The sequence below is a fragment of the Mesorhizobium sp. M0047 genome, assembly GCF_040323315.1.
Taxonomy (GTDB): Bacteria; Pseudomonadota; Alphaproteobacteria; order Rhizobiales; family Rhizobiaceae; genus Mesorhizobium.
In genome coordinates this window covers 38,592-52,283 of sequence record NZ_JAMYUW010000018.1, presented here as the reverse complement: position 1 = coordinate 52,283, position 13,692 = coordinate 38,592, and the positions used below count along the sequence as shown (strand labels likewise).

Sequence of the window (13,692 nt, the reverse complement as noted above, 5' to 3'; positions counted from 1 at the left end):
AGGCGGCGGCAAGTAAGAGTCAGTCAACCAAGGTCTGGCCCCCGGCCCGACGAGGAGGAGAGTGAATATGAAAACCACAAGAAAAAAGCGTGCCCTCAAGGCCGCGCTTCTGGCAGGCGCTGGCCTGTGCATGGCGGGAGCCGCCCAAGCTGCCGGCCCGATGGTCAAGGCCTGCGCCAAGGACGGTCAGTTCATCATCGGCTTTTCGCAGGCGAACAATGCAGAACCCTATCGCCAGCACGTCAATGACGAGCTGACCGCGGCTGCCAAGCAAGTGCCAGGCTTCACGCTGCAGATCGCCGACGGCGCCGGCAACGTCAACACGCAGACTTCGCAGGTCGACAACTTCATCACCCAGAAGGTCGACCTTCTGCTGATCTCGCCCTTCGAGGCGGCACCGCTGACGCCTGCCGTCAAGCGTGCCATGGATGCCGGTATCCCGGTCATCGAACTCGATCGCAAGACCGTTGGCGATCCTGGCAAGGACTACACCGCCTTTATCGGCGGCGACAACTACAAGATAGCCATGGAAGCGGGCAAATATACCGCCAAGACCTTGCTGCCGGACGGCGGTGAGGCAGCCGTGCTCGAGGGACTACCAAGCTCCACGCCGGCGGTCGAACGGCTGAACGGCTTCAAGGACGGCGTGAAGGCGAATGCCAAGATCCAGGTTGTGGCCGAGCAGGCCGCCGACTGGGTGCCGGACAAAGCCCAGACCGCCTTCGCCGCCATGCTGCAGGCGCATCCCGACATCAAGGTGCTCTACGCCTCGAATGATATGATGGCGGCGGGCGCGCTGCTTGCCGCCAAGGGCGCCGGCAAGGACGTCAAGATCATCGGCACCGATGGCTTGCCGGGACCTGCGGGCGGCATCGAAGCCGTCGCCAAGGGTGATTGGGCGGCGACCTTCACCTATCCGACCGGCGCCAAGGAAGCGATCGAAATGTCGAAGAAGATCCTGCTCGATTGCGCCTCGTCGGTGGAACCCACGGTCACCGTCGACACGACGGCGATCACGGCCGAGAACGCCAAGCAGTTGTCGGGTAAGTAGCCACGGCTGCAACTCACGCGAAGAGGGCGGGCGCGACCCCGCCCTCTTTGCGTTCGCAACTATCAAAGGCAACTCAAAAGAGGGCATCGCGCTAAAAGTATGCCAAACAACGCTAAGGCGATTACATATTTGACAGACCCGGCAAAACGGCAGGCGCGGTATTGCCGGTGAGACAACAGTGAAACCCGCGTCGGCGCTGCGGCTAGTCATAGCCGCCCCGCCAAGCTAGCGCTCGCCCGAAGCCGGGCAATCCAGGCACTTCGGTTTGGTTAAAAACGTACGGTGGAATCCCATTGTGCCTACGTCGGATGTGCTTATGAATCGAAGTCGTCACCAACTGGGTTACAGGGCGTCGGTGCTTGGGACTTCGCAAAGCTCCCGCCCTCTGATGGGGAGTTGGCATCATGGACCAGCCATGTAATCAGGTATCGCCTTTTGTCTGCGACGTTCTGCGCAGCGCCTTCATAAAACTCGTCATCGAAGAGAAAATCCCTGAAGATCGATGGCGTACGTTTGCTGAGCAGCTGATAAGCGACTTCACGGATAGCGATGACATCGATCCTGAGTTGCTGGAATGGATCATACGCAAGTAGCTGCGTAACCCGGAAACGATAAAAACCCGCCGTTGCGACGGCGGGTTTTTACCGTTCAGGCGAAGCCGTGGGGACATGCACCCATGCGGCGGCGGGGCTTTGGGGGGCACATTGTCTGCGCCGCACATGGCGCCTTTCCCCACGTAAGCCGAAGTGTAATTTTACTTCAGCGCTCACGCAATTGCGCCAAAAGGATTACCAGCCGTAGGGGAATGCAGGGGTGTTACCCTGCCAAGCGCCGCTGTCGGTCTCTACGTTCGTCTTCGATTGTAGCACGAACGACGAGAACAGATGGTGATTCTGATGGCGGCTCGATTCGCAGGGCTGCCCAGGGCCGCTTGCAATCAACGGTAGCGGCCCCTGAACGAGCAAGTAACGCCATTTCGAGACATTCGGATTTCCCACAACGGAGCATCTGCCGCTCCAAGGTCATGACGCTAGATGCTCTCTCCGCCAGATCACCTGACAAAATTGAAATTACAGCCGAAGAGGGAAAATGAAGCGCCGCACCCCACGCTTCACCCCACATTTTTCATGGACGCTACTGGACCTTGCCGGATTTCTGTAGCCTTCCCCACCGAGATAGTTCGCGACAGCGTTCTTCACGTTACTTTTCCAAAACCAATCAAGGTGGCGTCGAGAGATCCTGCCGGGTGCTGCTCTTTCTGCTGGGTGGTTGAGCGGGAACGTCTAAATTATTTTCCAACCGGAAGTTTCAGAGCTTGCCGGTTGGATTCGGGCTTCACTCCACCACGTCGCGCCGCCAGCAGTCGGCAGATCTGGTTCACCGTCTGGCGCGGCTGGAGCCGTCGTCGGAGCCATACGATCTCGTGGCGCTGATCGAGAGTGAGCCATTTCGGGACAACCCGACATTCGAGCTAAGCAGAAGCATAGTCCTCACTAGTCACGGCTATTCCTGGAATTGCGCCCACCTTCTATTGATCAAAGGCCGGACCAAAGTCTTATTCTATCGACGCAAAGGTCCGATGGAACCGCATTGGTTCCGGGAACGATCCCTGGATGTTCTGCATTGTAGCCGATACTTACTTAGAGAACCTGCGGGGACTGACTATATTTTAGCTCAGGCTAAACGATCCCGCCTTTCCCGAATTTAAGGGCGGCGATAGGAGAAATGTTGTTCAGACTTCTGCAGGTCGGCGCGCGACCATATGAGCCGGGCGGCACACGCGATGAAAAGCTACCGGCCTGCAAACGCCCCCATTTTCGCCGTTCATCGACAAACAGACATGCCCCTGGACGATCCTTGGCGGTCGAGCGCGTCATGTCGGGTGCGCTTAGCTGGTGCTGCCGGAGGAAGGCCTCGCTTGAAGGCTCACATGCACCGGATGCGGGCGTAATGGACCACATGGGGGATCTCAGCGCGGGCAGCGGCCAATCCCGAATTTGCCTAAACGCGAACTAAAGAAACATGCCGTAATGCTAATGGTTGCCGCTCAACCGTCCGTGAGAAACGTATGTCAGCTTTGCGAACCTCAAAGGCAGTCCAAGACAGCGAACCGGCAAGGGAGGAGACTGTCGGCCCGTCCGATGAGCTGTTGCGGAAAAGGATTCGACTGCTCGAGGCAGTCGTCGACAATGTTCCCAGAGGCATATCGCTCTTTGACGATGATCTGCGGATCGTTCTTTGCAATGAACAGCAAAAATCGATGCTGGACTATCCGCGGGAGCTTTTTGCAGATGGCTTTCCAAATATGGAGGACTTGTTTCGGTTCAATGCCGAAAGGGGGGAATACGGTCCGGATTGCGTAGAGACCATATCACATCGCGCCTTGAACTGGCCAAACAGCGTACGGCGCACAGCTACCTCGTACGAGGCCGAATGGCATGGGGATGGAGGTTCGTGGCGTTCCGCTCATGAGCGGCGGTTTTGTAACCACCTATCTGGACGTTACCGAGCAGCGGCGTCGCGGAGCGTTCAGCTTTTATGAAAGTGGTGCAGAACACGGCGCGGACGTATAGCACGCGGACTGAATTTTCGGGAAACTGATGGAGCGGCACTTTTGAGACGCGACGGATGTTGCGCCTCTTCAGGATTCGACATGATTTTTGTCGAGGTATCAAGCTCGCCGACCGCTACTTTATCGGGCGGGCGACGTCGTCATGTGCTGGCCGATGCGCCTCTCGGAAATCGATACTGAACGGAGCCGCCAAGCGCCGCGTTTCGCCAACCAACCAATCACGCGCTCCGCCGACCATTACGATGAGAACGACGGCGGCTCCGAGGCCGGCCTTGTCCGACACGCGTCCACAATGCACCGCGTTCGCCACGCGCTGAGTTCCTGCCTGCACCGCGCCGCCGGGATGCCCGACGGGATTACGTTGCCGAGGGAATAGCTTTGCGCTCTGAAGACTGCGCTCGGTGCAACAGTACCCGATTTCGGCCCGATTGCTTCGCCAAGTATAGTGCAGCATCCGCTTGACGCTGTAATTGCTCCGGCGAAATGGCCTCTTCAGACGCTTGAACCGCTACTCCGATGCTAAGGGTGACGCGGTGTGATAAACGTGATCCGGGGTTGGGCAAACCGGCGTCCTCAACGCTCTTGCGAATTCTCTCGGCCACGGAGACCGCCTCATCCTCACTCACTGCAGGCAGGAGCACCAGGAACTCTTCGCCGCCATAGCGGGCCACTTGATCGCGATCCCGCCTGACGTTCTCCTGGATGATGTTCGCGACCTCAACCAGACATCGGTCGCCCTCGACATGGCCGAGGTGATCATTCAGCTTCTTGAAGAACTCTATATCGCACATCAGCATTGCCGCGCCATCCAGGCACCGCTTGTCACTTCCCCACAAATGGTCAAGCGTTTCGGTCATCCAACGCCGGTTGGCGATGCCTGTGAGCGGATCGGTCTTCGCCAGGAGTTCCAGACGATCATTGGCTTTTGCCAGTTCCGCGACCCTGCGCTTGTCGCGAAGCTCAAACAGGAAAGTCTTTTGAGCCAGAATTGTCATGACGCGACGCGCGGCGACGGTTGCGAAAATGCCGCTGGCGAAAAACAGGGTCGCCGCCACGGCGCTTCCAAAGCCAATGGCCGGATTCTGCAGTTGAAAAGCCAGATAAATACTGAGCGCCAAGGCGGCAATGGTCACCGTCCAGGCCAGCGGGATGCCGAAGATGATAATGGAAGTAATCGCCACGAAGAGCATGATGTTCAAATGGCGTTCGTAGAATTCGCCGCCGGCGGTAACGCCGACCAGGGCAACCGACAACAAGATGAGGAACATGCCTGCGATCAGCGACGCCCCCTGTATCCAGGGCGTCTGCGGCTTTCGCCAGAGAAGGACGACGGCCACCGCGACAGGCGGAAGGATCACGCCAGGCAATAGCATGGAATCCGCGATAGCGGCTGGAAGCATCAGCATGTTGAGGGCCATGGTCAGCACATCCAACAAAGCTACCCAGACCATCCAGGCGCGGATGGTCTTCGCCGTCTGCGACCAGATGCGTTCTCGGAACAGGCGGTTTATCTCGCCCTTGAGGCGAATTTCGCGCGTGCGACGCGCTAGCAGGCGGTCCACTTCGCTGGTCAAGGCAGGGTCTTCCTGCATGTCAAGATTCACCAGATGTGACACAATAGTTGGGCCTAAGCTCTTCTCCTGAAAAATCCATCCGACCGGTCGCGGACGTCCGAATGAGCAAGCATGCCTGCTCATCCTGAAGATTTGATTGCTTGAGAGCGGATTTCGTAGCGCCAGGAACCATTCCGTCGGGGGTGGCTCGGCGTGTAGTCACATGCTTCGAAAACCCCGCGCACGGTCAAGGCAGAACGCTATTGCCGAAATGATGCGCGCGTTAGATCGGTGCGGAAATCCTCCGCCGGACAAGCTGCTCTGTTACGAGTGATGTACGTCGAGTCGGAAACCGTTGCCACAACATGTGATGATGACGCGCAGAAATATGCTCTCAGGTATCGGTGGTTTTGCAGCTCTGGGGTTGACCGGGGCTGCGGCCGCGCAAGCAACGTCGGCAGACAAACAAGGATGAACGGAATTGCAAATCACACGAGCCGGTCATCAGACCTAATACGTGACCGTGACCACCACTGTATCCGTATAGACGCCGGCCGAGGGCGTCGTCTGCGGAGGCACGCGGCCATAGACAGTCAGGTTCTGTACCGCACCGCTGCCGGTCCCCGCCACAGTGCTTCCCGGTGTCGCTGCGTCTCCCCAGGGCTGGGTTCGCGCAGCGTCCTTGTAAAGGCCATAGGTGACGGTTTCGGCGCCTTTCGACATCTTGCGCGCTGTTGGCGGCGATGCCGTAGTGCCACCGCTCAAGGAGACGGTATAAGTGGTAGCCGGGGTGCAGGTGACCGATACCTGGCCGCTCGAGTCGATATCTGCGTCGAGAATTCCGACAGCACCGAAATCGACGTTGTGAGTGGCGACCAGGCAGTTTGCCGCAACGGTGGCGGTCACGTTGAAACTTGGCCGCGAGATCGTGCCCGTTCCGGTGCCGCAGGAACTGGACGTGGTGTATCGGTATCGGAATTCAACATTGCTGCCGGAGAAAGCGGAGAGATAGCTTCCAGGGGGCGCTGTCGGTTGGCTGCCAAGAACGGCGCCGTATATGGTTGCGGTCCCGGTGCCGGTTCCCAATGCATTCAGCGTCAGGGCAAGTGCCGGGGCACGGTCCGGAAATCCCCAGGAGTAGGTGCCCCAAACGACGCTGCGAGCCGAATCGGAATAGAGCTGATAATTGAGGATGTTCGATCCGCTGAGCATTTGGCGCGCGGCCGCCGTCGCACCGCCGCTGCCCGCGCCCAGATTTGGACATATCAGGATGCGGGCCAACGGCGTGCCGCTGCAGGTGACGCTCATGGTCCCGGTTGAATTCGTTTGCGCGCCGGAAAGTGTGTCGATGAAACCGAAACTCTGGTCCGACACACCAAAGCTGCAGCTTTGCGACCAGGCGGTGCCGGGCAGCAGCATTAGCACCGCGACGACGAAATTCCGGAAGTTGGACAGTTTCACGAACACACGACGTTCCTGATCACGATCTGCTGGCCAGTTGCTGGTTTGAAAGTGAATTCGGCGCGGCACGTGCTGCCGTCAGCCCGCTCGACGACAACTGCGTTGTGAGAAGCAAGCCCGCGAACGTATGCCTGGCCGTCATAGCCGATCACAAATTCCTCCGAAGCACCGTCCAGCTTGCCTTTCAGACCGGCCTCGAGTGCCGCGCCGCTGCTATCGACAAAGGTGACAAGTGCTGCCGCCGGCGTCTCCGATACCCCGAATTTGACCACCACCCCGCTGCGGTCGGCTGGAACGATCGTTTCCTTGGTGGCCGGAACGTCGGCATCGACCGGCAGGTTCTTCGGATCAATCGAGATGATGTTGGCTTCATAGGAATTGAGATCGGGCACAAGAATACGGCCACGACTGTCCGTCTTGCCAACAGGCCTGTTCTGACGCGCAACCTCCACGTTCGGCGTGCCGACATCGACGACGGCAAAAGCGTCGTCGATGCGGTTGGACGCGAATACGCTGCCACCTGCCACGGCGATGGCGCCGTCCATCTGCGCAGTCGCGCGGACATCCTTGTCGTATTGTTGGACGCCGGTCTCGAAGCGCGCGAACGGAGCGCGATAGCTGACTGCGGCAGATCGATTGGGGACATCTCCTTCCGATGTCCGCGCGCGCCAGCCGATGCTGCCATTCTCAAGCCGCTCGGCCTTGGCGACGTCGGCGACGACATTCATGCCATCAGGGCCTTGTTCGACCCCGGCTGAGGCGGTGATGCCATCATCGAACGCGACCGAGATACCGGCGAACACACCAAAACTCTTGCGGTCTTCAAGATCGGTGAACGCTGTTGCGTAGAGCGTGCTGCGCTTGAATACTTGCTGGCTGTAGGAGAGGCCGACGATTTGGCTGCGTTGGCCTTCGTCGTCCTTGAGATGGGTATAGGAAAGATTGAGGCTCGACAGATCGAGCGGCATCGGCACTGACAAGGTCGCCTGATCGATCGCGCGCGGAACGCCGGGACTGAAGATCGGAAGACCATCCGGTCCCGAGAATTCGGGTTCGGCAGTGACCGACGCGATGTCCTCGTAGTCGCCGAATGCTCTCTGAACCCTGCCGTACAGCGACCAACCTTCGTAGCTGAGTTCCAGCGATGCGTTCACCAGCGACCCAGTGTCCCCGTCATGGTGGCTTCCGGCGACCGCGACCGAAGCGGCGCCATATGGTCCGAGCGGGACCGCGACACCCAAGCCGCCATTGAGAAGCTCTTGGCCGCCTTCGAAATGGCCTTCAAGGGTGAGCCAATTTGTGAGCCCGTAGCGGGCGGTGGCGACACCCATGACACGCTGGTCGTAGTCGTTGGATTCGACCCCGAAATTCCGCCTTGGCATTCCTGCCTCGGCCGAAAAATCGAGCAGGCCTTCTCGCAAGAGCATACTGGATGCGTAGAACGGAAGCGTTGCCGTGGTTTCCCGTCCGAGACTGTCTCGCAGCACCACGCGCGCCTCCCCGGCTCCGGTGAACACCGGCAGGTTGACGACCTGGAATGGCCCTGCCGCCACGTCGCCCGCATAGGTGCGTACATTCTGGGTATAGACCTCCAGGGTCGAAGGCACGGCGGCGGTGCCCTCAAACGAGGGGAGCGGAAGCGTGACCAGATCCGAACGAAGGGAAAAATTGCGCTGTGCCTGGATGCCGCCGAGATAGACAGCCCGCGTCCAGGCCAAGCCGCCAGAAACGAAATCTCCCGCCCTGTAGGTGACCAGGCGCTCGGGATCGGAATAACTCCAGGTGGTGTTCAGCCGGGTGAAGTCCTGGAGCTCCCCGTCGGAATAGCCGGTTATGAATGACTGGGCCAGCGTTCCATACGGGCTGAAGGCGCGTGCATCGAAGGCACCGGAGACGCCCTGAAACAGCTCGACGTTCTTGTCGAAGAGGGTATTCGAGCTTGCAAAGAGGGAATAGTTGAGGACGGCCCCGTAGCCAGATTGCGGCTTCAGCCGATCCTGCTTTTCCGCCGGACCGACATCGATTGTACGGGCGGCTCGGGCATCATCAATGGTGGTGACGTAGAGCCGCTGCGCCGTCTCATCGATGTGGTAGGAGACGCCCGGCAATCGATCGAGCCTGGCCAGGCCATCACCGCCGGTCGCTTCCTCGCGTGGCTTGAGGCCGACCTCTTGCAGCTCTGCCGGCGTGGCGGCAAGGCCGCCGTCAGGCAGTTCCTTGAAGTTGCCGATCAACTTGGACGAAACGTCGTTGATGAACACTTCCAGATAGAGATCGCGCTCAGGGGACCGAGCCGAATTGGAAATGTCCTTCGCCGGTTCGTCCGGTATTTCTTGCGAGTTCACCTGCGACCAACCAAAAGCCACAAGCACGGCGGCAACCGCGGCGCTAGCGACCCTGGACGGCGACTTTGGCATCGAATGGTCCAAAATCGCTCTGCGCCTTAAGCGTCACAGAGCTTCCGGCCAGCGATTTGCCGCTGCCGATCGGCCATTGCATTGATGCCCCACCCAAAACGTAGCCGACAAGTCCGCTACGACTCCCGAGTTTCTTTGCTCCCTGGTTCAGAGTGATGTTTGACAGTCTCAGTCGGCTATCACCGTCGTTGCGTGCCTTGAGGATCAGCCCACCACCGGCGCGCGAAAGACTGAACGATACGTTCGGCGTCGAAGCGTCGGGACTACGGAAGAAGACCGGGATCGAATACCGCAGGACCAGGGTCACGGTCCCAGCCTGTCGGCGCGACGGGTCCGGCAGCTCGTCGACGACAACGCGATAACTTTCCTCGGTTCGAACCGGCGCCTTGCCGACCCGCAGGACCCGAACGACGTAGTCGGCGCCGCCGCCGAGTTTGGTCGATGGCGGGCTGGCCACCACGTCCGATGTCGGCTCCAGCCGTTCGACGCCATCCACTTGCGTCCATCTGAAGACGCGGACCTGTACGTTGATCGGCCGCTTCGCGTCATTGTGGAGGTTGAGAACCGCAGCACTATCCGGTGCAATCATTTCGAGGCTGGTCGGAGCCACTCTCAACGAGGCGGCTTGTGAAAATCCGGCGCACAGCAGAACAAGGGCCGCCGCGCCAATGCTTGAAAGCATGGTTCGCATGTCGTTCTCGCTTTGCTGTTGTCAGTAGGTAACGGTGATCGCGACGGTGTCGGTATAAACGCCGGCTGCCGGTGTGGTCTGCGGCGGCACCCGCCCATAGACGGTAAGGTTCTGGACACTGCCGGTGCCGGTTCCCGTGACCGTGTCGGCGCCGATCGTAACGCCCCAGATTTGCGTGCGGGCGGTGTCGCGATAGAGCGTGTAGTTAAGAGTCGCCGCCGCCGGGCCGGTCATCTTGCGAACGGCAACCGTCGCGCCGGCGCCGCCGCCGGCACTCATGCCGACATTGTATGTCTGGCCGCTCGTGCATTGCACGCCAACCGTGCTGGTCTGGTCTACATTCGCATCAATGACGCCCCTCGTGCCGAAATCCAGATCGCTGGCAGTCTGAACTTTGCATTCGGCCTGAATCGTGATGCGAACCGTCATGTTGCCGGTTGCCGTCGCGGCGAACGCCGGACCCGGCGGCGCGACTGCGGCAAGCGCCGCAATACTCGATGCGAGAAATCTCTTAAGCATGCACGGTTCCCTTCTCCAGAGTGCCCTTAACGCATGCCATTACGCCCCTTTCACCTGTCGCGGGTGCCCCCCACGTGATGACCAAGCGCCACAAAGCATATCGGAAAGGTTGTTCAATACAACCACTTATTGAAGAGTCGGTCTAAATGGCTGCCGACGTTCCGGCGGAGTGTATCCTCCTCTAACCCAAATGACAGACCGGCCGGCGTCCAAATCTATGGCACGGTAACCAACCGAATTTCCGGAAAATGTCTCTCCGCCGAAACTTAAGCTATCTCTGCATTAGCCACGATTAAAATATTAACAAAAGAGAAATTAATTGTGAGGGATTGGGTGCAGAGATTAAGAACTGCGTTACCCGAAACAATCCATCGTTAGGAAACCGGAAGGCCTCTCGGCGCGTACTGAATGCACAACCGGCAGCTTGCTCGTTGTCGTTAGTACGCAACCACCAGGAGAGTGCCATGGCCAGATTCGAGAGAACCGCCAAAATATTGGCGAGTGGTGTGATCATTGCAGTTTTGAGCATGCCCGCAAATGCCGCCGGAATCAGCGTCGGCGCCGCGGCATCTATTGGAGGCAGTGGCGGTGTCGATGCCGGCGCGGGTGCCTCCATCGGGGGCTCGAGTGGTATCAACGCAGGGGCGGGCGCATCGATCGGCGGCAGCGGTGGCGTCAACGCTGGCCTCGGCGCCTCGGTCGGCGGTTCCAGCGGCATCAATGCTGGCGCTGGCGCAACATTGGTCGGGTCGAGCGGCGTGACCGCCGGACTGGGAGCGACAGTTGGAGACACAAGGGGGATCGGCGTCGGTGCCAAAGTGAGCGTAGGCGACGGCAAAAATACCGGTCTAGGAGTGAGCCTTGGAACGAACCCAAATAGTCTGTCCAACCCAAGCAATCCCTCCAAGGCGAGCACCGTCAGCCCGCCCAGTGTCGTCGCCGACATGTCGGGCAGCCAGCTGACGCGGATGAAGAAGCGCTGCGTCGACGTGCTCGGCAGCGCCGGCACTTATGATCGCGACCTGCGTCAGCTCTGTCTGCTGATCGCGCGCCGCTAGGCTGCTGGAGCCACCGGAGCAGAAGTGTTGAACCAGCCGTGAGGCTGCTGTAGCCAAACTCTCCTGGACACCGGCCAGTCAGAAAGCCCGCCACGGCGGGCCGAGCTTGCTGCCATATTAGCTTGCATGGCAATGTCCGCGCACCTTTGGCTTTGGTTTGGGCTTAAGGCCGCTGTGGTGCTGCTGGACTCTAGGTGAGACTCGCCCGGAAATGACTGGCTAAACCAAATGTCGGTAGCGTAAAAAGGGCAATGCCTTCCCTCCGACTCGTACTGGAATACGCTGGAATCATGGCGCTGATCGCGGCGGCGCTGTGGGTCATGGTGCGTTATTGGCCTGAATATATGTTTTGAGCGGCAGTAGCCTCAGGCTGTTAGCCGAGATCTAGAGAGCGCCTGCGGCGGGGGCCCAGGATGGGAGATAAATCCACCGATCCCGACGCCGAGGCTGGATTGAATGACGTGAAATGTATGGACCGTGCCTGGGACCGCCTGGGCTGCACCCGGTTCACCATTCTTGAACATCTTCTCTCCTAGGTTCTGCCGGTGATGGCCTTGTGCATGGTGCGTCTTCTTGCCACCGCATCTTCGGATAGCGCTGCATGACGCACCAGAAGACGCCTTGGGCGGCGTCGACCACCAGCCCGTATATCTTGGCGAAGAACTTCGGGTGGATGTCGCCGTCGAGCAGGCGCTGGGCGAAGCGCGGAAAGCCATCGGTGAGGCCGCAGCGCTTGCTGTAGAGTTTGCCGACCTTGATGACGACATCGGGAGCGTCAGTGTGGACGAAGGCCTTGGAGAAGGCGGAACGCGCCGCTGCCGATCTGGTGGCATTCTTGAGCGCGTAGTGCTGAAGGAGGCGTGGCAGCGGGCATGGTTGATCTGCTTGCGCATGGTGGTGCTCTCCAGGGTGATGAATTGAAAAGGAGTCCCTTTAGGGACGCCCTGGTGCTCCACTTCTCGCGCGAGCAGCTCGGCCGGCATTGGCTGGATCAAGTTAAGGGTCGTTACAGACCCTCATTCAGCGAGGATTGTGACCACGCGCCGCCGCCGGGATTAGCATCGAGCATCATACTCGTCATGAGGACGGACCCAATCGCCAAGCGTATGGGACGGCCCGTTTTCATTGCGGCCGAACGGGGTCAGGTCGATATAGCTGTATGTACCGATCAGGTTCTCGCCGCCACGTCATCGCACGTGGAAAGTGCAATAAATCTCGCCATCGCCATCTTTGCAGAAAACGGTCGCTCCAGCGCGATCTCTCCCTGTCATCGCGACCTCTTCAAAATTGAACAACACCTTCCCCGAGGCGATCTGATCCTCCGTGAACGATACCTGGAAGTCGAAATTGAAATCGCTGCCGAATGACGACACCCAATCGAACTGCCAATTCATCCGCGCCTTGAAATCCAGCAATTCGGTAAGAGGAGCGCGCGAGCACACGACGAGGGAGACATCGTGATGCATCAAATGCTGGTTGGCGGCCCTCGCAATCGCCCACAGTTATCTCCCGCTCGCGGCCATATCAGCTGGGACAATACGCTGCCAGTTCAACGGCGGACAGCTCGGCCGGATATGTTTTCGCTAGTCGGGCAAATCGCCTCGCTTTGGCTTTTCATTATCCAAAGCGGACAGCTTGCGCGTGGCCTCGTCAACTGCCACGCCAACCAGCGCGTCGAACTCCGGCACAGCCTCAATGTGACCGCCCGATGAGACGGACCTTCGGATCTGAAGCAGGAGAAACCTAGCATCGCGCAGGACGACGGACAGATCGTTATTGCCCATGGCTCGCCTCATCGCAGGACTAGTCGAGAGGCCGTCCGCGGGCCATCTTACCCAATGTACGCTACTTCGCAAGAGATTTGTCGGAAACGTACAGAACTCGACAAGGTACAACGAGCTTCAGTCGATTTGGTTGCAGCCGCTGATTGCCCGCCATGCGACTCAGGTGGCGAGGATCAGGTGATCCTGGCTTTCGCGTCGCTGAGGTTCTTGTTCTTGAGCATATAGAGCATGTGGTTGGCCTCCTCGAGCGCCTCCGCCAAACCGACAAGCGAGACACCTCCCAGCCCTATGTCCCGCCGCCGTCCCTGGACGACGACCCAGAGTATCCAGCGCTTGGCGCCCGATGGGTCAACAACCAGATAAAGTCCATTTCCATCAGTGTATCTGCCGGGAGATAGCTTCTGCTTGAGCTGGAGAGCGCTAAGTTGCTTTTCCTGGGTGCTGGCCCTGGGGCTTTATCGAAGATCTCGAACTCGCCCCACAACGTAGACGGATTTGGTTGAACCTCAATCGACATCGCTGGACAGTTGAAACTTCATAACCATCTGTTTTGATCGAAAAACAGGACTGTCCCTGGCCACCGCAT

At 59.2% G+C, this 13,692-nt stretch carries 10 protein-coding genes and 4 pseudogenes; 6 read left to right on the top strand and 8 right to left on the bottom strand.

Annotated elements, in window-relative coordinates:
• Positions 1-67: 67 nt before the first annotated feature.
• The 4 genes and pseudogenes from NKJ89_RS18700 to NKJ89_RS18685 all read left to right on the top strand — a co-directional run.
• Positions 68-1,051, top strand: a complete 984-nt coding sequence (locus tag NKJ89_RS18700) for a substrate-binding domain-containing protein (RefSeq protein WP_352604565.1) — start codon at positions 68-70, stop codon at positions 1,049-1,051.
• Between the two features lie 404 nt (positions 1,052-1,455).
• The gene (locus NKJ89_RS18695) at positions 1,456-1,644 is read left to right on the top strand and encodes a hypothetical protein (protein WP_352604563.1); all 189 of its coding nucleotides are present in this window, start codon (positions 1,456-1,458) and stop codon (positions 1,642-1,644) included.
• A gap of 1,475 nt (positions 1,645-3,119) precedes the next feature.
• Positions 3,120-3,440, top strand: a pseudogene (locus NKJ89_RS18690) (PAS-domain containing protein); the annotation flags it as partial.
• A 37-nt stretch (positions 3,441-3,477) separates the two neighbouring features.
• Positions 3,478-3,624 (top strand): annotated as a pseudogene (locus NKJ89_RS18685) (PAS-domain containing protein); the annotation flags it as partial.
• 355 nt (positions 3,625-3,979) lie between these two features.
• On the opposite strand, the gene NKJ89_RS18680 reads toward NKJ89_RS18685, so the two are convergent.
• The 5 genes from NKJ89_RS18680 to NKJ89_RS18660 all read right to left on the bottom strand — a co-directional run bounded on the left by NKJ89_RS18680 (position 3,980) and on the right by NKJ89_RS18660 (position 10,264).
• On the bottom strand, positions 3,980-5,215 hold the full coding sequence (locus NKJ89_RS18680) for a GGDEF domain-containing protein (RefSeq protein WP_352604561.1): 1,236 nt from the start codon (positions 5,213-5,215) through the stop codon (positions 3,980-3,982).
• A 471-nt stretch (positions 5,216-5,686) separates the two neighbouring features.
• On the bottom strand, positions 5,687-6,595 hold the full coding sequence (locus tag NKJ89_RS18675) for a Csu type fimbrial protein (RefSeq protein ID WP_352604674.1): 909 nt from the start codon (positions 6,593-6,595) through the stop codon (positions 5,687-5,689).
• Between the two features lie 38 nt (positions 6,596-6,633).
• Positions 6,634-9,054 (bottom strand): fimbria/pilus outer membrane usher protein, encoded by a 2,421-nt coding sequence (locus NKJ89_RS18670; protein ID WP_352604559.1) that lies wholly within the window; start codon positions 9,052-9,054, stop codon positions 6,634-6,636.
• The gene (locus tag NKJ89_RS18665; protein WP_352604557.1) at positions 9,026-9,745 is read right to left on the bottom strand and encodes a fimbrial biogenesis chaperone; all 720 of its coding nucleotides are present in this window, start codon (positions 9,743-9,745) and stop codon (positions 9,026-9,028) included. The genes NKJ89_RS18670 and NKJ89_RS18665 overlap by 29 nt, the downstream gene beginning before the upstream one ends.
• 21 nt (positions 9,746-9,766) lie before the next feature.
• Positions 9,767-10,264: a Csu type fimbrial protein gene (locus NKJ89_RS18660; RefSeq protein ID WP_352604555.1), complete on the bottom strand. Its 498-nt coding sequence runs from the start codon at positions 10,262-10,264 to the stop codon at positions 9,767-9,769.
• A 464-nt stretch (positions 10,265-10,728) separates the two neighbouring features.
• On the opposite strand from NKJ89_RS18660, the gene NKJ89_RS18655 reads away from it, so the two are divergent.
• Positions 10,729-11,322: a hypothetical protein gene (locus NKJ89_RS18655; RefSeq protein WP_352604553.1), complete on the top strand. Its 594-nt coding sequence runs from the start codon at positions 10,729-10,731 to the stop codon at positions 11,320-11,322.
• 621 nt (positions 11,323-11,943) lie between these two features.
• Complete coding sequence (locus tag NKJ89_RS18650; protein ID WP_352604551.1) at positions 11,944-12,243, top strand: hypothetical protein; 300 nt, start codon at positions 11,944-11,946, stop codon at positions 12,241-12,243.
• A 134-nt stretch (positions 12,244-12,377) separates the two neighbouring features.
• Here the strand turns inward: NKJ89_RS18650 and NKJ89_RS18645 are convergent.
• The 3 genes and pseudogenes from NKJ89_RS18645 to NKJ89_RS18635 all read right to left on the bottom strand — a co-directional run.
• Positions 12,378-12,803: pseudogene (locus NKJ89_RS18645) on the bottom strand (DUF899 family protein); the annotation flags it as partial.
• A 102-nt stretch (positions 12,804-12,905) separates the two neighbouring features.
• Entirely contained in the window at positions 12,906-13,106 is a 201-nt protein-coding gene (locus NKJ89_RS18640; protein WP_023761775.1) for a hypothetical protein, read from the bottom strand.
• 173 nt (positions 13,107-13,279) lie between these two features.
• A pseudogene (locus NKJ89_RS18635) lies at positions 13,280-13,471 on the bottom strand (Arm DNA-binding domain-containing protein); the annotation flags it as partial.
• Positions 13,472-13,692 lie beyond the last annotated feature (221 nt).

Excerpts from the sequence above, each read along its gene's own strand:
- NKJ89_RS18655 (WP_352604553.1), top strand. The coding sequence starts at position 10,729 with ATGGCCAGATTCGAGAGAACCGCCAAAATATTGGCGAGTGGTGTGATC.
- NKJ89_RS18640 (WP_023761775.1), bottom strand. The coding sequence starts at position 13,106 with ATGGGCAATAACGATCTGTCCGTCGTCCTGCGCGATGCTAGGTTTCTC.
- NKJ89_RS18675 (WP_352604674.1), bottom strand. The coding sequence starts at position 6,595 with ATGCTGCTGCCCGGCACCGCCTGGTCGCAAAGCTGCAGCTTTGGTGTG.
- NKJ89_RS18680 (WP_352604561.1), bottom strand. The coding sequence starts at position 5,215 with ATGCAGGAAGACCCTGCCTTGACCAGCGAAGTGGACCGCCTGCTAGCG.
- NKJ89_RS18665 (WP_352604557.1), bottom strand. The coding sequence starts at position 9,745 with ATGCGAACCATGCTTTCAAGCATTGGCGCGGCGGCCCTTGTTCTGCTG.
- NKJ89_RS18700 (WP_352604565.1), top strand. The coding sequence starts at position 68 with ATGAAAACCACAAGAAAAAAGCGTGCCCTCAAGGCCGCGCTTCTGGCA.
- NKJ89_RS18695 (WP_352604563.1), top strand. The coding sequence starts at position 1,456 with ATGGACCAGCCATGTAATCAGGTATCGCCTTTTGTCTGCGACGTTCTG.
- NKJ89_RS18670 (WP_352604559.1), bottom strand. The coding sequence starts at position 9,054 with ATGCCAAAGTCGCCGTCCAGGGTCGCTAGCGCCGCGGTTGCCGCCGTG.
- NKJ89_RS18660 (WP_352604555.1), bottom strand. The coding sequence starts at position 10,264 with ATGCTTAAGAGATTTCTCGCATCGAGTATTGCGGCGCTTGCCGCAGTC.